This window comes from uncultured Muriicola sp., assembly GCF_947258935.1.
In the GTDB taxonomy this organism is placed as follows: domain Bacteria; phylum Bacteroidota; class Bacteroidia; order Flavobacteriales; family Flavobacteriaceae; genus Muriicola.
This window is the reverse complement of record NZ_CAMYKH010000009.1, coordinates 12,663-33,719: the sequence shown is the minus strand read 5'-3', so window position 1 is coordinate 33,719 and position 21,057 is coordinate 12,663. Positions and strand designations below refer to the sequence as shown.

Genomic DNA, 21,057 nt, shown 5'->3' with positions numbered 1-21,057 from the left:
CTTTGCACAAAACGTTGATCGTATGTTCAGTAAAAAGGCCTTCGATATTTTTGAGGAAAGCATTTCAAAATATCATATTTTGAACAGGGTAGACCAGGAATTTGCAAATCCTTATCCCAAAAATGACATAACCCACCTTCTCTACGAGAAAAACTGGATAGACACTGTTCAATGGCACTTTGAAGATATTATTCGAGATCCACAGATCGAACCAAAAGCCGCCCTGGATCTGAAGCGTAAAATAGACGCCAGCAACCAGGAAAGAACAGACCTTGTTGAGTATATCGATAGTTATTTTCTTCAGAAATATGCTGAGATTAAGGTCTTACCAAATGCTACTATCAATACAGAATCTCCGGCATGGGCAATTGACCGACTTTCCATATTAGCTCTAAAGATCTATCATATGCGGGAAGAAGCTGAAAGAACAGACGCCTCGCCTGCACACAGACAATCATGTCAACAAAAATTATCTGTGCTATCAGAACAAAAGAAAGACCTTTCAACCGCTATAGATCAGCTACTGACAGATATTAGCGAGGGTAAGAAGTACATGAAGGTGTATAAACAGATGAAAATGTACAATGATGAGGAGCTAAACCCAATACTACGTGGTCAAAAGCAATGATGAGCATCTTTTAGTGATCCGATTATCGGCCATGGGCGATGTTGCCATGACCGTACCGGTATTACTGGCCCTGATCAGGACTCATCCAAAACTGCAGATCACGGTATTAACCCGACCTTTCTTTGCTCCCATTTTCAAGAATATTCCCAACCTTAATGTCTATACCATCGATGTAAAAGACAAAAACAAGGGTATTCTGGGCCTTTATCGCTTGTCAAAGGAATTAAGAAAGATCCCATTTACCGGCGTTGCTGACCTGCATAATGTTTTGCGAACAAAGATTCTAAAGGTATTTTTATATGGAAAAGGACTACCCTTTGTTCAAATAGACAAGGGAAGAAAGGAGAAAAAGCACCTGACTACGTGGAAGAATAAAACAATAAAGCCCCTTAAAACCACCCATGAACGATATGCAGATGTTTTTCGGCAATTGGGGTATTCAATTGAACTGAGCCCTGAGGATGTACTTCAATCAATTCAGCCATCGGTATCTGTAAAAAAATATTTGGGAGATCAAACACTTAAAACAATTGGAATTGCCCCATTCGCGGCCTTTAGCGGCAAGATGTACCCCTCAGATCTTATGGAGGGAGTGTTGAAAAACTTAGATAATACCAAAAGGTATAAAATAATATTATTTGGAGGTGGGGCTAAAGAAAAAGAGGTGTTATCTCAATTGGAAACTAAGTACACCCATTGTGATAATATGACAGCTGTGCTCAGTTTTGAAGACGAGTTATGTCTTATTTCCAATCTGGCTCTAATGGTTTCTATGGATAGTGGAAACGGTCATTTGGCAGCTATGTTTGGAGTGCCTACCCTTACCCTTTGGGGTATTACACATCCTTATGCCGGGTTTGCGCCATATGGACAAGAATCTGACCATTCAATCCTTTCGGATAGAGAGCAGTACCCTATGATACCAACGTCTGTCTATGGGAACAAATATCCCAAAGGCTATAAAAACGTAATGTATACTATAGACCCAGAAGACGTGGTTCGTAAGATTGAGACCTTGCTAAACTAAGTAGGTCTCATACTAATTCTCGCTGTTCAAGAGATTTTAGATACTGTCTTACTTGTTGTAAGAACTGATAGCTCAACGTTTTACTGTTGCCTTCTACCATAAGCATCCGAACTCCCATATAAGAAGAGATCAAAAATGCAGCAACCGCTTCACTATCTATATGTCGGGCAACATAACCATCTGTCTTTCCTTTTTGAAGGATAGTAACAATATTTACCTGCCACATTTTATAGATATCTCTGAGGTATTTGGAGATCAATTCATTCCTCCCATTAAATTCGGTCATAAAGTTGCTGAGTACAAAACCATAATCTAATTCGTTATGCTCGGCAGTACTCATAGCATTTTCAAAACATACTTCTATAGTTTTTAATGGATCCTCTTTCCCCTCTATGGGTTCTATAAGCATACTATATACCTTTCTGACGATCAGATTCTGAATAATACTGATAAAAAAGTCTTCCTTAGACTGGAAATGGTAATAGAAGGCACCTTTAGAAAGTGAAAGCTCCTTTAAGATATCATCAACACTGGTGTTATAATATCCTTTTTTGTAGAATAATTCAAGGCCTGTGACCTGCATCCGTTGCATGGTAGCCATGCGTTTTAAGTTCTTGTCCATAATATTTGGGGTTATGGTTATAAAGACCATGTGGTCTATAACAAAGAACCCCCGAACCCCATGGATGCTGAATATTACAGGGTAAAGCCTATTAAAAAATCGATAAGTGGTAGAATTTCGGATGAATGACACCCAGATCACCTTTTGCGACCGACCACTTGGTCGGTTTTATTCCTCGATTAAAGGTAAAATAACAGATTTTTGTAGTTACTAAAATGATAAATACGTTGTGAAATACACCTTTTTTAGGTCACAACACCCTGACAACTGCTTCCTGCTCCGGCAGTACACCCATAGCAATGTTGGGAAATGACAATATCCCGGTCGTTAAGTAAGGCTTCATTGTAATCGCTGATGTGTTTCACCTTGCTTGCCACCTTGAGCCCCAGCATTTGGTTAAAATCACAATCGTACAGCCAACCATCCCAACTTACAGAGATGGTATTAGTACACATTACGTTCTCTACGGCGGAAGGATTATAGGCATCCACCAGGGAATACATATAATCTTCGTAGTTCTCTGAAGCAATGAGATAATCCAGAAAACGCGCGATTGGCAAATTGGTAATTGCAAAAAGATTATGAAACTCAATATCAAAATCATCTTTTAGCGCTTGCTTAAAGTCGTGTTCCAATGCTGCCTGGTCTCCAGGCAAATACGCCCCGGAAGGATTATAAACAAGATCGAGTTTCAAAGGACTATTGGGCATACCATAGCCAATAGCATTAAGATCCTGCAAGGCTTTAATAGATTTGTCAAAAACACCATCGCCTCGTTGTTTATCGGTTTTGCCCCTGGTATAGTGGGGCATAGATGAGACCACATGCACATTGTGCTTTTTAAAGAATTCAGGAAGATCGTGATATTTTTTATTCGATCTGATGATAGTAAGATTAGAACGAACAATAAAATCTTGAATCCCTGCCTTAGAGGCCTCTTCCACAAACCAACGAAAATCTGGATTCATTTCCGGTGCTCCCCCTGTTAGATCCAGGGTATGTGCTCCTGTGTTCCGTATTACCTCAAGACAAAGCTCCATGGTATCTTTGGTCATTATCTCCTTCCTGTCCGGACCTGCATCTACATGGCAGTGTTCACAAACCTGATTGCACATGTATCCTACATTGATCTGAAGGACCTCCAGTTTTTTGGGTTTGAGCGGGAATTCCCCAATTTCTGCAATTTTATCTTTAAAATACGGTAGTTCTCCTTCCTTGAAAATCCCATTACTTAAAATTTCCAATTGTTTATGAGTCTCCGCCAGTTCTACATGTCTTGCTTTTAGCGATTTTGTAGCCATTTCTTTTTCATCAATTTTATAGTAGGTCGCATTAAATGCAGCCTTCTTACATACTAAGCTTGTTGTATTTGTTCATCATTTGAACGCCATGAACCAGGGTAGCACCACTTTCAATAGCGGCTCCTGCATGTACTGCTTCCATCATTTCTTCTTTGGTAATTCCTCTTTGAAGTCCATCTTTGGTATAGGCGTCAATACAATAAGGACATTTCACTACGTGTGCTACAGCAAGGGCGATCAGCGATTTCTCTCTAGCGGATAAAGCACCTTCCTGAAATACTGCATTGTAATAATCGAAGAATTTTGTGCCTAATTCTTCACTCCATTCGGTGATCTTCCCAAATTTTCTCAAATCGGCCGGATCGTAATAATTATTCGTCATGATCTTTTATTTAAAAAGTAGTACTAAAATTCTCTAAGGTTATTAATCTTCTTGGTTCATGCGCACTTCTGCAGGAAAGATCTCCAAATTGTCCTGAATTCCTGTATTTAATAAAGCGCTATTCAGAACAACAAAGGTAAAGTTGTAAACTATTCTTTTTCGTAGGATAATCCGATAAAATTACGACGAAATCTACTTTTATATTTAGTTGAAGCTATATTTTTTCATTACAATATTTCATAACTATTTTTAAATAGTGGATATTTTCAAAACCGACCAGAGAGTTTGTTTGGGCATATGTCAAAAGAGAGTAATTCTAATGGAATAAAGTTTAACAACCACAATAAACGGATTATCTCCTTACTTTAGACCTTTATTTTGAAACGATCGCTTCTTGCCAGACCACTTGGTTTGTAAAACAACATACTATTTTTACTAAAGAAGCACTGTTTCTTTAGTTTTATATAGGAAATTACGATGAAAATAGAAGAGTTAACATCTAAATCCATTGGGTTGGTTCTTTCGGGAGGAGGAGTCCGCGGAATGGGACATATAGGGATGCTTAAGGCCCTTAAAGAGTTTGGCATTGAGGCTTCTGTGGTTTCAGGCAGCAGCGCTGGAGCTCTGGTTGGAGCAATGTATGCAGGAAATAGCAGTATTGATAAGATGCTCGCTTTTTTTAAAGAGACGCCACTGTTCAAATACAATTTTTTTACAATAAATAAACCCGGACTCGTAGACACGGATCGATATTTCGAGATTTTCAACAAATACATTCCCTTTGACACCTTCGAATCCTTACACAAACAATTATTTGTCACTGCAACTAATCTTCAGAAGGGAGCTGATGAGGTGTTTTACACAGGGGATTTGATCATACCCCTCTTAGCTTCTGCAGCCTTACCCCCTGTGTTTAGTCCTGTTGAGATCAACAATGATCTATATGCGGATGGAGGCATCATGAATAATTTTCCCTCAGAACCATTGCAAGGCAAAGTAGATTTTATCATTGGTAGTAACGTGTCTGTTATAAGGGCAGTCTCAAAAAAAGAAATTCAATCATCCTTCCAACTGGCATCGCGTACCACGAGTTTAATGATTTATGCCATTAACAGGCAAAAGATTCGGAGTTGTGACATGATTTTTGAGCCCATGGAAATCCAAAATATAGGCGTCTTCGAGAAGAGTGGCATAGAAAAAGCCTTCAACATAGGGTATGACAATGCCTGCAAAGTATTGGAAGCCTTATTGAAAAGTGACTAAAAGGACTGCCGGGAAGGGTTTAAACGTCGTCGTAGTCTATTTTAAGGATGGGTGTTAGTGGGTGCGCCTGGCAGGTAAGTATAAAACCTTCTTCAATTTCACTATCCGTAAGGATCTGATTTTTCTCCATTTCGGCCTTTCCTTCAGTAATTCTGGCGATACAAGTACTGCAAACTCCGCCTTGACAGGAGTATGGAGCATCTATATCTTCATTTAGAACAGCGTCTAGCACCAGTTTCTTTTTATCCATAACAAATGTAAAGACCTCATCATCTAAGGTAACCTCCATACTGGTTTGCCCTTCATGCGCCGAAATATCTTCCTTCTTTTTTGTGGTAAAAAGTTCAAAATGCACCTTCTCATTGGCAATACTATTGTTATGAAGCGTCTCTTTCACGGTATTGATCATCTCTTCTGGGCCACAGAGATAAAAATGATCAAAGGAGCGATCCTTAAACTTATTTTTAAGAATTAGATTTACCGTTGACCCCTCTATGCGACCAAACAGGGCATCTTCTTCCCGAGCTCTGCTATACGCGAATTGAACATAAAACCGATCAGTATATTTATTGATAAGGTCCAGTATTTCCTGACGGTACATAGTTTCCTCAGGAGATTGATTCCCATAGACCAATACAAAAGTATTTTCAGGATGGCTTTCCAAAACACTGTAAGCCATGCTCATAATAGGGGTGATACCGCTACCGGCAGCAAAGGCAGCAATGTGTTGGGGTTTGCCAGCTGGTTTAAAAACAAAATGCCCTTTAGGAGGTATTACTTCTATAGAATCTCCGGATTTAAGTGCGTCATTAGCCCAGACAGAAAAGGCACCACCCTCTACTTTTTTAATACCCACAGTCATTTCTTTGCCAGATGGCGAACTGGAGATGGAATAGGCCCTTCGAACTTCCTGTCCTTCAATATTTTGCTTTAGTGTAAGGTGTTGCCCGGCATCAAATATAAATTCATCTTTCAGATCATTAGGGATATCGAATGTGATAGCAACTGAACTAGGAGTTAAGGCCCTGACAGCCGATACTTTAAGGGAATAAAATGTGCTCATTCAGCAATTTTTTTGCAAAACTAAGGAAAGGGAGTTTAAAAAGAATGTATTTCATAAAATATCTCACTTTTGTAACAAAAGCTATATTTTCGTTACTAATTTTGCATATAATTTTGACCAACCGGTATGTTTAAACACTTTTTTAATCTTCAATGGAAGTCCTTTTTCCGTGCTGCCTCCTTTAAAACCAACCTTGCCTTTAAGATCCTCATGATCTTTGGAGCCTTATATTTTATCGTGGTATTCCTGGCTTTGGGTGTGGGGTCCTTTTTTATAATCAAAAAAGCCGGTTTGGGTGATCCCCTTAGAGTGGTGAACCAATTTATGATCTATTACTTGGTGATGGATCTCTATATACGGTATATGTTCCAGAAGATGCCCATCCTGAACATAAAACCCTTGTTATATATGCCTTTTAAGAAGAGTGCGGTGGTAAAGTACTCACTGGGTAAAACGGTCTTTTCCTTTTTTAACTGGATGCATGCCTTTTTCTTTATCCCATTTTCCATTGTCTTAATTACCCAAGGCTATAATGCGCTCGATGTTGTTGCGTGGCATTTAGCCATCATGGCCCTTTTCTATGCCAACAACTTCCTGAACATCATGATGAATAACCAGGATAGGATATTCTACCCCATGGTTGCCATCCTGGCGATCCTTGCTTTATGTCAGTATAATGGCTGGTTTGATGTAACATTGTATACCGCACCTATTTTCGATGCATTTTTTGATACTCCCTGGGCGTTTCTGATTTCTATTCTATTGTTAGCATGGTTGATTTATGCGTCATTCAATTATTTTAAAAAACATATGTACCTGGATGGAGGCCTTGCTTCTAAACATACAGAGGCTAAATCTGAGGACTATACCTGGTTGAACCGCTTCGGGAATTTAGGCACATTCTTAAAGAACGACATTAAACTCATAAGACGTAATAAGCGATCCAAGACCACCGTGATCATGAGTTTCCTTTTCCTATTTTACGGATTGATTTTCTTTACGGGGGGAATAGAAATGTACGAAGGACCCATCTGGAGCATCTTTGCAGGGATCTTTATCTCCGGAGGCTTTTTATTTAGTTTTGGGCAGTTTGTTCCAAGTTGGGATAGTTCCTATTACCCTTTAATGATGAGTCAAAATATTCAATATAGCGAGTATTTGTCCTCAAAATGGTATTTAATTGTAATTGCAACGGTTCTCAGCACTGTTATATCTGCGTTTTACCTGTATTTTGGTTGGGAAGTGTACCTCGCAATCGTAGTTGGAGCTATTTATAATATTGGGGTGAATTCATATTTGGTATTGTGGGGAGGAGCCTATATCAAAACGCCTATAGATCTTACTTCCAATAAAAAAGCCTTTGGTGACAAACAGGCCTTTAATGTAAAAACACTGCTGCTTACCATTCCAAAATTGGTGTTGCCATTAATTGTATTTGCTGTGGGCTATTATCTTATTAATCCGGTTGCAGGATATATCGCAGTGGCCCTCTCCGGGGTGCTTGGTTTTGTTTTTAAGGATCAGGTATTTAAAATGATAGAAAAGATCTATAAAAAGGAGAAATACAAAACGCTTTTGGCATACAAACAAACAGATTAAATACATTTTTTACATATGATCACAGTTCACGACATCACCAAAACCTACGGAACCCAAACCGTTTTGAATATTCCATCTCTGGAGATCCCAAAAGGACAAAGTTTTGGCCTGGTTGGAAACAATGGGGCGGGGAAGACCACATTTTTTAGTCTTTTACTAGATCTTATTCAGCCTACCACAGGAAAGATCATAAACAATGAAGTGCAGGTAGACATCAGCGAGGCTTGGAAACCCTTTACCTCGGCTTTTATAGATGAGACATTCCTGATAGGATACCTCACCCCTGAAGAATACTTCTATTTTATTGGAGAATTACGCGGGCAAAACAAGGCCGATGTTGATTCATTGATAGGGACCTTTGAGAATTTCTTCCATGGTGAGATCTTGGGGCAAAAGAAATACCTCCGGGATCTTTCTAAAGGAAATCAGAAAAAAGTGGGTATTGTTGCCTCATTTATTGGCAGCCCCGAAGTGATTATTCTCGATGAACCTTTTGCCAACCTTGATCCTACTACCCAGATCCGACTTAAACAGATCATTAGGGACCTGGCAGAAAACAATGACGTTACCGTCTTGGTTTCTAGTCATGACCTTATCCATGTCACTGAAGTATGCGAACGTATTGTTGTGCTTAATAAAGGAGAGATCGTAAAAGATATCCAAACGTCTACCCAGACCTTAAAAGAACTGGAAACCTTTTTTGGAGGATAGGAAAATCACCCTTATTGCGGCTTCGTTTTTATTGAAATAGATCTATTCCAAAAGAAGCATGCATTTTATCGAGTAGCAGTATACTAAACGGGCGGTTTTAGAGTTTACATATCGTACGAATACCGATAATTTTGAAGCTTCAAAACTCTTTTCATATCATTTGGCTTAGTGGAGCCCTGCTTCTAAGTGCCTGCTCTACTAAAAAAGACGCCTTTCTCAACAGAAATTGGCATGCCCTCAACACCAAGTACAATGTACTGTATAATGGCAACCTTGCTTTTGAGGAAGGTAGGGAGCAATTAAATGAAACCTACCGTGATAATTATTGGGAACTTTTGCCGGTAGAACGCCTCGAAGTTACCGATGAGATTAAATTAGATTCTGAAGATAATAATCCCAACTTTATAAGGGCGGAAGACAAAGCAACCAAGGCCATTCAAAAGCACAGTATGGAGATAGGGGATGAGGAACGCAACCCTCAGACCGATGAAGCCTTCTTACTCTTAGGGAAAGCCCGGTATTTTGACCAACGATACGTGCCCGCAATTGAAGCCTTCAATTACATCCTGCAGAAATACTCAGAAAGCAACAAGCTGAACGAAGCAACCATTTGGAGAGAAAAGACCAATATCCGATTAGAAAATGAGGAACTTGCTCTACGAAACTTAAGACGACTTTTAAAATACGAAAGATTAAAAGATCAGGAATACGCAGATGCCCGGGCTATGATGGCGCAGGCTTATATCAACCTCAAAGCTCCTGATACAGCCATACAGCAATTGAAGATAGCCTCTGCTTACACTAAAAAAAATGCGGAAAAAGGGCGTTATTATTTTATTATTGGGCAATTGTACAATCAACTTGGATTTAAGGACAGTGCCAACTACGCTTTTGATAAGATCATAGACCTACAGCGTAAAACACCAAGAGTATATTGGGTAAATGCGCATTTACAAAAAATTCAAAATATTGGTATCACAAATGAGAATAAGGAAGATCTGCTTGAATACCTCACCTGGCTCGAAATAAACAGGGAGAATCGCCCTTTCTTAGATAAGATCTTCAGGCAAATTGCCGTATATCACAATACCCTGGAACAAGACAGCCTTTCCCTGGCCTACTACAATAGATCACTTAGGGCAGCCAATCAATCGCCTCAATTATTTGCACTTAACTACGAGGACCTGGCCGAACATTATTTTGATGATAATGAATATAAAACTGCCGGTGCATACTTTGACAGCGTTTTACCTAACCTGCCGGAGAATACCAAGAAATACCGTACTATAAAAAAGAAACTCGATAATCTTGAAGATGTCATAACCTATGAAAGTACTGTGCAATATGCGGATAGTGTGATCACAGTTTATAAAATGCCATTAGAAGGACGAAAAGTCTATTTCCAGGCCTATATTGATCAGCTGAAAGCTAAGGCTGACGAATTGGCGGCAAAAGAAGAGTCGCGCCTCAATGCGGGCTTTGCAGTATTTGGTGAATCTAAAGGAGGGAAAGAAAATAAAGGAAAGTTCTATTTCTATAATATTACCAGTCTTGGGTATGGGAAGACCGACTTTAAGAATAAATGGGGCAACAGAACATTGGAAGATGACTGGCGTTGGAGCACTAAAAATACCGCTCAGGGCTTTGACCTGACCGCTATAGGAACAGAGACTGAGGGTGATGAGCAAGGTGAGATCCCGGAAGACCTTAAATATTCACTCGATTATTATCTGGACAGGGTCCCTACTGATGTTGCCGTTATTGATAGCCTGGATAGAGAACGAAATTTTGCTAATTATCAGCTCGGTCTTATTTATAAAGAAAAGTTCAAGGAAAATATGCTGGCCGCAGCAAAATTGGAAAGGGTCTTAGAATCATCTCCCGAAGAGCGGTTAGTGCTCCCTTCTAAATACAATCTATTCAAGATCTACGAAGAAGTAGGTAGTCCTTTGGCTCTGGACATGAAAGAAAATATCATTCGCAATCACCCGAGCTCTCGCTATGCAGAGATCCTACTAAACCCTCAGGCCGTGTTAGAGGCTTCAGAGGATAGTCCGGAGGCACGCTATGCCCGGTTGTACCAGCTTTTTGAAGCTCAGGAATTTCTTAGAGTGATAACGGGATCTGAAGAAAGTATCAATATGTTCCCCGGGGATCCCATAGTGCCAAAATTTGAAATGTTAAAAGCAACTGCCATTGGCAGACTGCAGGGATTTAAAGAATTTAAAGAGGCACTGAACTATGTGGCCTTAAACTATCCAAATCAGCCTGAAGGAAAAAAAGCACAGGAAATGGTTGCAGAACAACTTCCAAAACTAGAACCCAACGAATTTTCGGCGGAAAACGGTTTAGACTCTGGGGGAAATTGGAAAGTAGTGTTCCCTTTTAAAAGAAGCAATGATGCTGCCGCTTTGCGTCTAATAAAGAGATTGGAGGCCTCTATCAAGGATCTGAATTACAGTAATAAGGTGTCTAAGGACATCTACAATTTGGAGGATGAATTTGTTGTTGTCCATGGATTTAAGTCGAGGGATTTTGCCTTAGGGTACGTTGAACTGCTAAAAAACAACAAAGATTACAGGATCGCTAACGAGAATTTTGTAATTTTATCTAACAACTACAAAACAGTACAGATCCACAAGAATATAGAAGACTACAGACGACAGAATTTAACCCCAAAACCCTAAATCCATGTTTTCAGATAACAAAAAACCCAGAGCTATGACCGAAATTGGAGGACAACCTAACAGAATTGAAAAGAACACTAAGATAAAAGGAGATATAGTCTCTGAAGCAGATTTTAGAATTGACGGAAAACTTAATGGCAATTTAAAAACCTCAGGGAAGGTAGTCATTGGTAAAGATGGCTATATCCATGGGAAAGTAGAATGCCTAAATGCCGATATTGAAGGAAGCTTCAACGGAGAATTATTGGTATCCGAGCTTTTAACGCTAAAGTCATCGGCAGTAATCGAAGGCACGGTCTCTGTGGCCAAACTAGCAGTAGAACCCGGAGCTACCTTTAATGCTTCTTGTAATATGAAAGGCAAAGGTTCTTTAAGCACTTCTTCAGGAAGTAATGTTGGAACTGCAGCTTCTTCTTCAACCTCATCATATAAATCTTCTGTGGTAGGCAACAAAAATGAACCAGCAAAAGCCTCCTAAAGGAAGAAATCCGTTAAAGAACATCGCCATTTTATCTGGTATTGGAATTGAAATGGGTTTTATTATTTTTTTATCGGCCAAAGGAGGGATCTGGTTAGATGAACATTATCAAACAGAAAAACGCATTTTCACAGCCATTGCTACTATGATAGGGGTGGCTATTGCAATTTATGTGGTGTTACTTCAGCTTAAAAGAGTAAAGTATTAATGGCACTACCCAGACTGGTCACCTCATATGTCTTGTTTCTTACCGGTTCTCTGGGAATTCTATTATTGATCCATTTACAAGCACAATCTTATCTGAGTATTCCCAAATGGTCAGATATGCTTCTTTTATCCTATATCCTGAATTTTATTCTCGCATTGGCCATTTTTCTTACCCTGTTTGCCTTGCGAAAAAAACTCAAAAACCAAATTGGGTTTCTGTACATGGGCGGGAGTATGCTGAAATTCTTGATCTTCTTTCTCGTTTTTTATCCGGGATACAGGGCAGACGGAATTGTCTCTAAATCCGAATTTGCCGCTTTTTTTATTCCCTACCTTCTGTGTTTGATTTTTGAGACGGTTTACACCGCTAAAATGCTCAATACTTTAAAATAAATTTAAAGACCTCTTTATCCCTCTCAAAGGCCTTTAAAATAAACTTCTAATTGCTTTTTTCTTTTTATAAGAATGCCTTACATTTGCACCGATTTTTAGAGACCCGCATTTTAAAAGAATATGAGAAGCCTTTTTACGATTAAAGTTCTATTAATTTGTTCGATATTCCTGGGGTACAGCCTATCTGCTACTGCCAAAGAAGAAACCTCAGAGGGGACAAAAAAGGACTTGAAAACCGAGATCAAAGAGTATATAGATCATCACCTTAAAGATTCACACGATTTTTCTATTTTTTCATATACCGAAGACAGCGGAAAACACGTTTACATAGGACTTCCTTTACCTATTATCCTTTGGGACAATGGGATCCATGTTTTTTCCTCCTCTCAATTTCATCATGGCGAAACGCTTGCTCAGGCAGGGGGCAACTATTACGCCTTAGACCACGGGAAGATCTATAAAACGGATGCAGAAGGAACTATGACCTATGACGAAGAAGGTCATGCTACCAATCTAAAGCCGATCGACTTTTCTGTTACTAAGAATGTAGTGATGATGATCATTACAGGGCTTTTAATGCTTTGGTTATTTTCCAGTTTGGCACGGTCATATGCAAAAAATAATGGCGTACCAACCGGAGCCGGAAGATTCTTTGAACCTATAGTACTTTATATAAGAGACGATATTGCAAAGCCAACCATAGGAGAAAAGCGATATAGGAAATACATGCCATTTCTTTTAACTATTTTCTTTTTTATTTGGTTCCTGAATATGTTTGGACTTACTCCACTTGGGGTCAATGTTACTGGGAATATTGCAATCACTTTTGGCCTGGCCTTGTTGACGTTCCTAATCACAAATTTTACCGGAACAAAGGACTATTGGAAACATTTGGTAGATCCCCTGGGAAATGCCATGCCCTGGTACGGGAAATTACCTATATATATCATCCTGGTTCCGATAGAATTATTGGGACTGATCATTAAGCCTTTTGCGCTTTTGATTCGTTTGTATGCGAACATGCAGGCAGGACATATTGTATTGATGAGTCTTATTGGATTGATGTTCATCTTTAAAAGTTGGATTGGTAGTCCCTTGTCATTTTTTCTGGCTTTTGCCATCACATTGATAGAAATATTAGTAGCCCTGTTACAGGCGTATATCTTCACGATGTTATCTTCTCTTTATTTTGGCTTTGCCTCTGAAGAACACGATCATCATGAGGAGGAGCCGGAACTGGCTCATTTGTAATAGCCTTTTCTTCAAAAGGGAAGAGGTTAAATGTTGAATTTTAATTTTAAACTAGATAGAGTATGGAAATTCCAGTAATGGTAGGTGCAGGTTTAGTAGTAATTGGTGTTGGTATTGGTATTGGTAGAATCGGTGGTTCTGCTATGGATGCCATTGCCCGTCAGCCAGAGGCCTACGGAAAGATTCAAACAGCAATGCTAATTGTAGCGGCGCTTATTGAAGGTATTGGTTTTGCGGCCCTTTTTGCCGTCTAAATCTAACAATTAAAGGAAACGGCCATAACGGTTGGTTATGGCCCTCCTTTGTTTAAAATTAAATGCATAAAGATTTTATTTATGGATAAATTATTAAATGATTTTTCGTTCGGGTTATTCGTTTGGCAAACCCTGTTATTTGTACTATTACTTCTTTTGCTTTACAAATACGCATGGAAACCTATCCTCAATGCGGTAGATGATCGTGAAGAAGGGATCAAGAATGCACTGGCAGCTGCAGAGGACGCTAAAAAGGAAATGCAGAATGTTACTGCAGATAGCGAAAAGCTTTTAAAGGAGGCCCGTGGAGAACGCGAAGCCATGTTGAAAGAGGCTCGTGAATTACGAGAAAAAATGATGGCAAATGCCAAGGAACAGGCAAAGGTAGAAGGAGACAAGATGATCGCTCAGGCCAAAGCAACCATAGATGGCGAAAAGAAAGCTGCCGTGGCTGAGATCAAGAATCAGGTGGCTGATCTTTCTGTTCAGATCGCTGAAAAAGTATTAAAAGAACAATTGACCAATAAGGACAAGCAATTAAAATTGGTCGATGATATGTTAGGAGACCTAAAATTGAACTAACACCCTATGAACGAATCCAGAGCAGCAGCACGCTACGCAAAAGCGATCTTAAATTTTGCGGTTGAGAAGAAAAAGACAGACGTCTTAGAGGAGGATATGCGTTCCATAGTTGCAACTATGAGTGCAAGCAAAGACTTACGCGAAATGCTGGGAAGTCCGGTTTTAAAAGGAGAATTAAAGAAAAAGGCCCTCATGGCAATCTTTAAAGGGAGTCATGCGATCACAGAAGGCCTTATTGATCTTTTAATTCAAAATAGGAGGATCTCTTTATTGAATGAAGTGGCCTTAAAGTATATCATTCTAAACGAAGATCTAAAGGGTGAGGGTGCGGCCTTTGTTACAACAGCGGTCCCTTTATCTGGTGAATTGGAGAAAAAAGTGTTAAGCAAGGTATCTTCAATAACCGGGAATAAGATCACCATAAAAAATGAGATAGATAAAAGTATTGTTGGTGGTTTTATCCTAAGGGTAGGCGACCTGCAATACGACGCGAGCATCGCAAATAAATTGAATACGATCAAAAGAGAATTTACTAAAAGCATATAAATCTTAATTACGAAGTTAAAAAGGAGTAATCCTTTGCGCTTCGACATATATTTAATCATATGGCAGGAGTTAAAGCCGCTGAAGTATCGGCAATTTTAAAGAAACAATTATCGGGCTTTGAAGCTAAAGCAACCTTGGATGAAATAGGCACCGTTTTGCAGGTTGGTGATGGTATTGCCCGTGTTTATGGTCTTTCCAATGTACAATACGGAGAATTGGTTGAGCTTGAAGGAGGCCTTGAGGGTATTGTTCTAAACCTGGAAGAAGACAACGTTGGGGTGGTACTTCTTGGCCCGTCAAGAGGGGTCAAAGAAGGAACTACAGTAAAAAGAACACAGCGCATTGCTTCTATCAATGTAGGTGAAGGAATAGTTGGTCGTGTGGTTGACACCTTAGGAACTCCAATTGATGGGAAAGGACCTATTGCCGGTAAAACATATGAAATGCCATTGGAAAGAAAAGCACCTGGTGTGATCTTTCGTCAGCCGGTAAACGAGCCGCTTCAAACAGGAGTCAAGGCTATCGATGCTATGATCCCGATTGGTAGGGGACAACGGGAACTGGTAATTGGCGACCGTCAGACCGGGAAAACCACGGTATGTATTGATACGATCATCAACCAGAAGGAATTTTACGATGCAGGGGAACCTGTATATTGTATATATGTGGCCATTGGTCAAAAAGCTTCTACGGTAGCGAACATCGCAAAAACATTGGAAGACAAAGGCGCTCTAGCCTATACAACAATAGTTGCCGCCAACGCTTCAGATCCGGCTCCAATGCAGGTATATGCGCCCTTCGCAGGAGCTGCTGTCGGCGAATATTTTAGAGATTCAGGTCGTCCGGCTTTGATCATTTATGATGATTTATCCAAACAAGCCGTTGCCTACAGAGAAGTATCTTTATTGCTTAGACGTCCACCGGGAAGGGAAGCTTATCCGGGAGATGTGTTTTATCTTCACTCCAGACTCTTAGAGCGTGCTGCGAAAGTGATCGATGACGATGCCATAGCAAAGAACATGAATGACCTTCCGGATGTCTTAAAACCTATGGTAAAAGGTGGAGGCTCATTAACGGCCCTGCCAATTATTGAAACACAAGCTGGAGATGTTTCTGCTTATATTCCAACAAACGTGATCTCCATTACAGATGGTCAGATCTTCCTGGAGCAGGATTTATTCAACCAGGGCGTAAGACCAGCGATCAATGTGGGAATCTCGGTTTCCAGGGTAGGAGGAAATGCTCAGATCAAATCTATGAAGAAGGTAGCAGGGACGTTAAAGTTAGACCAGGCTCAGTTCCGGGAACTTGAAGCCTTTTCTAAATTCGGATCAGATCTTGACGCAGCTACACTTAACGTAATTGAAAAAGGACGTAGGAATGTTGAGATATTGAAGCAGGCACAAAACGATCCTTTTACTGTGGAAGATCAAGTTGCTATCATTTATGCCGGTTCTAAGAACCTATTGCGAGATGTTCCTGTGGAGAAAGTAAAAGATTTTGAAAGAGACTACCTTGAGTTTTTAAATGCAAAACACCGGGACGTTTTAGACACCCTAAAAGCAGGAAAACTAACCGATGAGGCAACAGATACCCTTACTTCGGTATGCCAGGATATGGTTAAGAAATATAAAAGCTAGATTACAGTAAAAAAACATGGCAAATCTTAAGGAAATAAGGAATAGAATAGCGTCGGTTTCATCAACCATGCAGATCACCAGCGCCATGAAGATGGTGTCTGCTGCAAAATTGAAAAAAGCACAAGATGCTATCACGGCCATGCGCCCTTATGCCAATAAGCTTACAGAACTTTTGCAAAATCTTAGCAGTAGCCTGGATGCGGATGCAGGCAGCGCATTTGCAGATGAACGTCCGGTAAAAAAGGTATTGGTTGTAACTATTACCTCTAATCGTGGTTTATGTGGCGCTTTTAATTCTAATGTGATTAAACAATGTATTTCTATAAAAGCTGATACTTACAAGGATAAGGAAGTGCATTTTTTGGCCATTGGGAAGAAAGGAAATGACTTGTTGAGAAAAAAGAATATGGTAATTGCTAATCACAGTAAGGTATATGATGACCTAACTTTTGACAATGTAGCTGACATTGCAGAAGAAATGATGAGTTACTTTGCAGATGGGTCCTATGATCATATTGTACTAGTGTATAATAAATTTAAGAATGCGGCTACGCAGATCTTGATGACCGAACAATTTCTGCCAATTGTGGCGTCCCAATCAGAATCTTCGACGGTCATGGATTATATCTTTGAACCAGAAAAGGAGAAGATTGTTATGGAACTGATCCCAAAATCTTTAAAGACCCAGTTGTACAAGGCAATACGCGATTCTTATGCCAGTGAGCACGGCGCTCGTATGACAGCCATGCACAAGGCAACAGACAACGCTACTGAACTTAGGGACCAATTAAAACTAAAGTATAATAAAGCACGCCAGGCTGCTATAACCAACGAAATCCTTGAGATTGTTGGCGGGGCAGAAGCTCTTAATAATTAAGCGTTTTATTGAAACAGGCATTAAGAAAACCCTGACCACGGTCGGGGTTTTTTATTTAAAGTTGTGGAATGTGTATTTTTGGCACTACTATTGGATGATATTAAAAAGATATCTATAACATGAGAAAAATACCTGTATTAACTGTCGTAATATTATTTGGTCTGTTTGGCTGTTCTTCCCAAAAGAAATTGGTCAGGGAGGCGCCTTTTACGATTAAAGATCCAAGTTGCCAGGACTATGCAGCCGGCAGGGAGGAAAGTGGTTCGGGATTTACTCTTATACTGCCAATTGCGGATAATGTTGGAGAAGTAACGTTTGAAGAAATTTATTTTAGGGGGCATATTATGAAGCCTTCTGTGGTACAAAATGAAAAGGGCTACGAATTGGTTTGTAAGCATAAGAATGAGAGTCCGGAAGAAAAGCCAGACATAGTAATGCATGCAGATCCTAGAGAAGAAATAGGTAACCAACCCCCGTCACTAACAAAATCTGATCAGAAAGAATTCCCTTTTGAACTGGAAAAGGACGAAGTAGTGATCAGCTACCGGGAAAAAGGGAAGAATAGGTTGTTATTTTATAAATTTAAAGGAGTGAAAGAAAAACCTCCATTACTGTATCGCTCACTTCCAAAAAACTAACTTTGTTAGCAGGCTTTAAATACCTAATTTTAAGCCTTACCTAACAACACACGGTTGAGTCTGTTTCAAAAACTATTTAAGCAAACATTTATTTATGGGCTGGCCACAGTCTTGCCCAGAATGTTGTCGTTTATTTTAGTGCCACTTTACACCAAAGTAATGCCTCCAGGCTCTTATGGAGAAGTGACCCTTATTTTTGCATGGTTTGCGATCTTCAATGTGATCCTGGCCTATGGTATGGAAACGGCCTTTTTTAGATATTACAACAGTGAAAATAATAGAACCAAGGTTTTATCTACTTCTCTAATTTCACTTGGCGCTACAACTTTCGTCTTTACCCTGGTTGCTTTACTTTTTCAAAACAAAGTTGCGTTACTGTTAAACATAGACCAACAGTATATTCAATATGTCATCTACATTTTAGCACTCGATGCACTTGCTATTGTCCCTTTTGCATGGTTGCGGGCCAGACAGAAACCCACGCGATATGCCGTCATAAAAATTGTAAATGTAGCAGTGAATTTAGGGTTAAATGTTTTCTTTTTATTGCTACTTCCTAATTTGGTTCAGGAAAATCCTGATAGCATCTTTCAAACTATCTATATAGCAGATTTCCAAATTTCCTATATTTTTATCTCCAACCTAATAGCCAGTGGACTTACCCTTCTTCTAATGGTGAAAAGTTACATTCTACCTTCCTATTCCTTCGATAAATCTCTATGGTCACAAATGGTCAGATATGGTCTCCCGGTTATGATCGCTGGCATTGCATTTACCATAAATGAAGTGTTCGACCGAATCATGTTATCTGAACTCTTGCCTGCTGCCATTGCGAAGAGCGAGATAGGGAAGTACTCTGCCTGTTACAAGATAGCCTTGTTTATGACGCTCTTTGCCACTGCATTCCGCCTGGGAATAGAACCCTTTTTCTTCAGTCATTCCAAATCGGAAAATCCCCAGAAGGCCTATGCTCAGATCACGAATTATTTTGTGGTTTTAGGAAGCGTAATTTTACTGGCCGTAGTTGTTTTTGCGGATCTTTTAAAAAAATTGATTGTTTTAAATTCGGATTATTGGGAGGCCATGCCCGTTGTACCTATTATTATCCTGGCTAGTTTTTGCCTTGGGATCTATCACAATTTATCCGTTTGGTATAAAGTAACAGACAGAACCAGATTTGGGGCCTATATTTCAATTGTAGGAGCGTTGATCACCATTGGGATCAACTACTTCTTTATACCCACTATTGGGTACTATGCCTCAGCCTATGCTACCCTGGCGGCATATGCCAGCATGATGATTTTGTCTTATTATTTTGGAAGGAAGTATTATCCCATACCTTATAATCTACGAAAAATTGGATTTTATATGGGAATTTCAATAGTATTCTCAGCCTTATCTTTTTATGTTTTTAAAGGAAACATCTTCATTGGGTCATCCCTTCTTTTAGTATTTTTACTGTTGGTTTATAAAATGGAATTTAACCTTCTAAAACGAATATTTGTAAAGAATGAAGATTAAGATCATTAACATATCGAATCATGCGTTACCCCACTATGAGACCAATGCCTCTGCAGGAATGGATCTACGCGCTTATCTAAATACCCCGGTGACACTCAAACCACTTGAACGAACGATCATTAAAACAGGTTTGTTTCTGGAATTACCCGTGGGCTATGAGGCCCAGATACGTCCAAGAAGTGGCTTGGCAGCTAAAAAAGGCATAACTGTGCTAAATACGCCCGGGACCATAGATGCAGATTACCGCGGTGAGATTGGCGTGATTCTTGTTAATCTATCGCAAGATCCCTTTGTTGTTAATGATGGAGAACGAATTGCCCAAATGGTGATCGCGAGTCATGAGAGGGCAGAATGGCATGAGGTAAAAGAATTATCCCAAACAACTAGAGGAGAGGGAGGCTTTGGCAGTACCGGCACCCAGTAGTTTGTTGATGTGCGCCTGTCTAAAAATTACAGTTACACGTTTTTATTTATGAGATCGTTGCATTACATAGCGATTATTTTTTTGGTGTCCATAATGGTGCCAGGAAGTTTACTTTCCCAAGAAGAAGAAAGTGCTGCCATTTCATTAGAGGACAATACAGATGTCTTTCAGGAATTGTTCTTTGAGGCGTTGAAGCAAAAAGGGATCGAGAATTATGGCAAGGCTATAAATGCGCTTTTAAAATGCAAACAATTAGAAACTAATAATGATGTTATAGATCATGAATTAGCCAAGATGTACCAATTAAACAATCAATTGGTCTTGGCAGAGGAGTACGCCCGTGAGGCAATTATAAGTAAGCCAGCCAATCTATGGTACCTGAATACTCTGGTAGAGATCCGGGAACTTCAGGGAACCGATCTAAAAGGAATAAAAGAACAGCTCCCCTATAGTAATGTGCAATTAAAAGAAAATCTGGCACGGATCTACTTTGAAAAAAAAAGATATGACATTGCCAGAGATGTCCTAAAAGATCTGCGCTCCAGCAAGTTTACGCGTGAACTTATCGGTAAGATCCAGGATTCAACAAAGCAGGAAAATCCTGTTAGTGAAGAATTGCCGGGCATTGAAAATATTAAAGAGGAAAACCCCGTTAAGGTATTAACCAAAGAACTCAATTCGCTTTCTGAGAAAGGAGAAGTTGATCTTTTAAACCAGAAAGCGGAAGAGGCCATTGAAACATATCCTGCCCAACCTTTTTTTTACTATGCCAAAGGGGCAGCCTTAAATGATTTGAGGGAATATAAGGAGGCTGTAGAGATTTTAATGGTGGGATTGGATTTTGTTTTTGACAATGATGAATTATTAAATAAATTCTATGGTGAATTGGCCATAGCCCATACCGCCCTGGGAGAGACAACAAAGGCAAATACGTATCTTAGCAAAATAAAGAATGGCTCATAA

Annotated in this window: 23 protein-coding genes; 19 read left to right on the top strand and 4 right to left on the bottom strand. The window is 39.6% G+C overall.

From position 1 onward, the window contains the following. The first annotated feature begins 22 nt into the window (after positions 1-22). Entirely contained in the window at positions 23-628 is a 606-nt protein-coding gene (locus Q0X72_RS02915) for a DUF4254 domain-containing protein (RefSeq protein WP_297761806.1), read from the top strand. Then, the gene (locus tag Q0X72_RS02910; protein WP_297761803.1) at positions 612-1,655 is read left to right on the top strand and encodes a glycosyltransferase family 9 protein; all 1,044 of its coding nucleotides are present in this window, start codon (positions 612-614) and stop codon (positions 1,653-1,655) included. The genes Q0X72_RS02915 and Q0X72_RS02910 overlap by 17 nt, the downstream gene beginning before the upstream one ends. 7 nt (positions 1,656-1,662) lie before the next feature. Here the strand turns inward: Q0X72_RS02910 and Q0X72_RS02905 are convergent, their stop codons facing one another. The 3 genes from Q0X72_RS02905 to Q0X72_RS02895 form a co-directional block, all read right to left on the bottom strand. Continuing rightward, a complete protein-coding gene (locus tag Q0X72_RS02905; protein ID WP_297761801.1) occupies positions 1,663-2,277 on the bottom strand; it encodes a TetR/AcrR family transcriptional regulator in 615 nt (204 codons plus the stop codon). A 245-nt stretch (positions 2,278-2,522) separates the two neighbouring features. After that, positions 2,523-3,578, bottom strand: a complete 1,056-nt coding sequence (arsS, locus tag Q0X72_RS02900; RefSeq protein WP_297761798.1) for an arsenosugar biosynthesis radical SAM (seleno)protein ArsS — start codon at positions 3,576-3,578, stop codon at positions 2,523-2,525. 46 nt (positions 3,579-3,624) lie between these two features. Further along, positions 3,625-3,960, bottom strand: a complete 336-nt coding sequence (locus Q0X72_RS02895; RefSeq protein WP_297761794.1) for an arsenosugar biosynthesis-associated peroxidase-like protein — start codon at positions 3,958-3,960, stop codon at positions 3,625-3,627. 477 nt (positions 3,961-4,437) lie between these two features. Here Q0X72_RS02895 and Q0X72_RS02890 point away from each other — a divergent pair, with 477 nt between their 5' ends. After that, on the top strand, positions 4,438-5,223 hold the full coding sequence (locus tag Q0X72_RS02890) for a patatin-like phospholipase family protein (RefSeq protein ID WP_297761792.1): 786 nt from the start codon (positions 4,438-4,440) through the stop codon (positions 5,221-5,223). A gap of 19 nt (positions 5,224-5,242) precedes the next feature. On the opposite strand, the gene Q0X72_RS02885 is transcribed toward Q0X72_RS02890, so the two are convergent. Beyond that, positions 5,243-6,286, bottom strand: coding sequence for a ferredoxin--NADP reductase (locus tag Q0X72_RS02885; protein WP_297761789.1), 1,044 nt, complete (start codon positions 6,284-6,286; stop codon positions 5,243-5,245). A 126-nt stretch (positions 6,287-6,412) separates the two neighbouring features. On the opposite strand from Q0X72_RS02885, the gene Q0X72_RS02880 reads away from it, so the two are divergent. The 16 genes from Q0X72_RS02880 to Q0X72_RS02805 all read left to right on the top strand — a co-directional run bounded on the left by Q0X72_RS02880 (position 6,413) and on the right by Q0X72_RS02805 (position 21,057). Then, the gene (locus Q0X72_RS02880) at positions 6,413-7,885 is read left to right on the top strand and encodes a DUF5687 family protein (RefSeq protein ID WP_297761787.1); all 1,473 of its coding nucleotides are present in this window, start codon (positions 6,413-6,415) and stop codon (positions 7,883-7,885) included. Between the two features lie 15 nt (positions 7,886-7,900). Next, positions 7,901-8,596 carry an ABC transporter ATP-binding protein gene (locus Q0X72_RS02875; RefSeq protein WP_297761784.1) on the top strand — a complete coding sequence of 232 codons (696 nt, stop codon included), beginning with the start codon at positions 7,901-7,903 and terminating at the stop codon, positions 8,594-8,596. 131 nt (positions 8,597-8,727) lie between these two features. Further along, entirely contained in the window at positions 8,728-11,283 is a 2,556-nt protein-coding gene (locus Q0X72_RS02870; RefSeq protein ID WP_297761781.1) for a hypothetical protein, read from the top strand. A 4-nt stretch (positions 11,284-11,287) separates the two neighbouring features. Next, positions 11,288-11,761, top strand: a complete 474-nt coding sequence (locus Q0X72_RS02865; RefSeq protein WP_297761778.1) for a polymer-forming cytoskeletal protein — start codon at positions 11,288-11,290, stop codon at positions 11,759-11,761. Then, the gene (locus Q0X72_RS02860) at positions 11,739-11,969 is read left to right on the top strand and encodes an AtpZ/AtpI family protein (RefSeq protein ID WP_297761775.1); all 231 of its coding nucleotides are present in this window, start codon (positions 11,739-11,741) and stop codon (positions 11,967-11,969) included. Before Q0X72_RS02865 ends, Q0X72_RS02860 begins: the two co-directional genes overlap by 23 nt. Further along, positions 11,969-12,361: a DUF6168 family protein gene (locus Q0X72_RS02855; RefSeq protein ID WP_297761772.1), complete on the top strand. Its 393-nt coding sequence runs from the start codon at positions 11,969-11,971 to the stop codon at positions 12,359-12,361. Before Q0X72_RS02860 ends, Q0X72_RS02855 begins: the two co-directional genes overlap by 1 nt. A 120-nt stretch (positions 12,362-12,481) precedes the next feature. Then, positions 12,482-13,612: a F0F1 ATP synthase subunit A gene (atpB, locus tag Q0X72_RS02850; protein WP_297761770.1), complete on the top strand. Its 1,131-nt coding sequence runs from the start codon at positions 12,482-12,484 to the stop codon at positions 13,610-13,612. 62 nt (positions 13,613-13,674) lie between these two features. Next, positions 13,675-13,866 carry an ATP synthase F0 subunit C gene (atpE, locus tag Q0X72_RS02845; RefSeq protein ID WP_297761767.1) on the top strand — a complete coding sequence of 64 codons (192 nt, stop codon included), beginning with the start codon at positions 13,675-13,677 and terminating at the stop codon, positions 13,864-13,866. A gap of 81 nt (positions 13,867-13,947) precedes the next feature. Beyond that, complete coding sequence (locus Q0X72_RS02840; RefSeq protein WP_297761764.1) at positions 13,948-14,448, top strand: F0F1 ATP synthase subunit B; 501 nt, start codon at positions 13,948-13,950, stop codon at positions 14,446-14,448. 6 nt (positions 14,449-14,454) lie between these two features. Continuing rightward, positions 14,455-14,994, top strand: a complete 540-nt coding sequence (gene atpH / locus Q0X72_RS02835) for an ATP synthase F1 subunit delta (RefSeq protein WP_297761761.1) — start codon at positions 14,455-14,457, stop codon at positions 14,992-14,994. 59 nt (positions 14,995-15,053) lie between these two features. Then, positions 15,054-16,634 carry a F0F1 ATP synthase subunit alpha gene (gene atpA, locus Q0X72_RS02830; protein WP_297761759.1) on the top strand — a complete coding sequence of 527 codons (1,581 nt, stop codon included), beginning with the start codon at positions 15,054-15,056 and terminating at the stop codon, positions 16,632-16,634. A gap of 16 nt (positions 16,635-16,650) precedes the next feature. Next, positions 16,651-17,511: an ATP synthase F1 subunit gamma gene (gene atpG, locus Q0X72_RS02825; RefSeq protein ID WP_297761758.1), complete on the top strand. Its 861-nt coding sequence runs from the start codon at positions 16,651-16,653 to the stop codon at positions 17,509-17,511. A 119-nt stretch (positions 17,512-17,630) separates the two neighbouring features. Beyond that, positions 17,631-18,149, top strand: coding sequence for a hypothetical protein (locus Q0X72_RS02820; protein ID WP_297761756.1), 519 nt, complete (start codon positions 17,631-17,633; stop codon positions 18,147-18,149). Positions 18,150-18,203: 54 nt separating this feature from the next. Further along, a complete protein-coding gene (locus tag Q0X72_RS02815; RefSeq protein WP_297761754.1) occupies positions 18,204-19,670 on the top strand; it encodes an oligosaccharide flippase family protein in 1,467 nt (488 codons plus the stop codon). Next, positions 19,660-20,094 carry a dUTP diphosphatase gene (dut, locus tag Q0X72_RS02810; protein WP_297761752.1) on the top strand — a complete coding sequence of 145 codons (435 nt, stop codon included), beginning with the start codon at positions 19,660-19,662 and terminating at the stop codon, positions 20,092-20,094. The genes Q0X72_RS02815 and dut overlap by 11 nt, the downstream gene beginning before the upstream one ends. Positions 20,095-20,142: 48 nt before the next feature. Continuing rightward, a complete protein-coding gene (locus Q0X72_RS02805) occupies positions 20,143-21,057 on the top strand; it encodes a hypothetical protein (protein WP_297761750.1) in 915 nt (304 codons plus the stop codon).

Coding starts and splice junctions, on each gene's coding strand:
- Q0X72_RS02840 (WP_297761764.1), top strand. CDS start 13,948: ATGGATAAATTATTAAATGATTTTTCGTTCGGGTTATTCGTTTGGCAA.
- atpA (WP_297761759.1), top strand. CDS start 15,054: ATGGCAGGAGTTAAAGCCGCTGAAGTATCGGCAATTTTAAAGAAACAA.
- atpE (WP_297761767.1), top strand. CDS start 13,675: ATGGAAATTCCAGTAATGGTAGGTGCAGGTTTAGTAGTAATTGGTGTT.
- Q0X72_RS02865 (WP_297761778.1), top strand. CDS start 11,288: ATGTTTTCAGATAACAAAAAACCCAGAGCTATGACCGAAATTGGAGGA.
- Q0X72_RS02860 (WP_297761775.1), top strand. CDS start 11,739: ATGAACCAGCAAAAGCCTCCTAAAGGAAGAAATCCGTTAAAGAACATC.
- Q0X72_RS02890 (WP_297761792.1), top strand. CDS start 4,438: ATGAAAATAGAAGAGTTAACATCTAAATCCATTGGGTTGGTTCTTTCG.
- Q0X72_RS02905 (WP_297761801.1), bottom strand. CDS start 2,277: ATGGACAAGAACTTAAAACGCATGGCTACCATGCAACGGATGCAGGTC.
- atpB (WP_297761770.1), top strand. CDS start 12,482: ATGAGAAGCCTTTTTACGATTAAAGTTCTATTAATTTGTTCGATATTC.
- Q0X72_RS02880 (WP_297761787.1), top strand. CDS start 6,413: ATGTTTAAACACTTTTTTAATCTTCAATGGAAGTCCTTTTTCCGTGCT.
- atpH (WP_297761761.1), top strand. CDS start 14,455: ATGAACGAATCCAGAGCAGCAGCACGCTACGCAAAAGCGATCTTAAAT.
- Q0X72_RS02820 (WP_297761756.1), top strand. CDS start 17,631: ATGAGAAAAATACCTGTATTAACTGTCGTAATATTATTTGGTCTGTTT.
- Q0X72_RS02855 (WP_297761772.1), top strand. CDS start 11,969: ATGGCACTACCCAGACTGGTCACCTCATATGTCTTGTTTCTTACCGGT.
- dut (WP_297761752.1), top strand. CDS start 19,660: ATGAAGATTAAGATCATTAACATATCGAATCATGCGTTACCCCACTAT.
- arsS (WP_297761798.1), bottom strand. CDS start 3,578: ATGGCTACAAAATCGCTAAAAGCAAGACATGTAGAACTGGCGGAGACT.
- Q0X72_RS02805 (WP_297761750.1), top strand. CDS start 20,143: ATGAGATCGTTGCATTACATAGCGATTATTTTTTTGGTGTCCATAATG.
- Q0X72_RS02915 (WP_297761806.1), top strand. CDS start 23: ATGTTCAGTAAAAAGGCCTTCGATATTTTTGAGGAAAGCATTTCAAAA.
- Q0X72_RS02895 (WP_297761794.1), bottom strand. CDS start 3,960: ATGACGAATAATTATTACGATCCGGCCGATTTGAGAAAATTTGGGAAG.
- Q0X72_RS02885 (WP_297761789.1), bottom strand. CDS start 6,286: ATGAGCACATTTTATTCCCTTAAAGTATCGGCTGTCAGGGCCTTAACT.
- atpG (WP_297761758.1), top strand. CDS start 16,651: ATGGCAAATCTTAAGGAAATAAGGAATAGAATAGCGTCGGTTTCATCA.
- Q0X72_RS02875 (WP_297761784.1), top strand. CDS start 7,901: ATGATCACAGTTCACGACATCACCAAAACCTACGGAACCCAAACCGTT.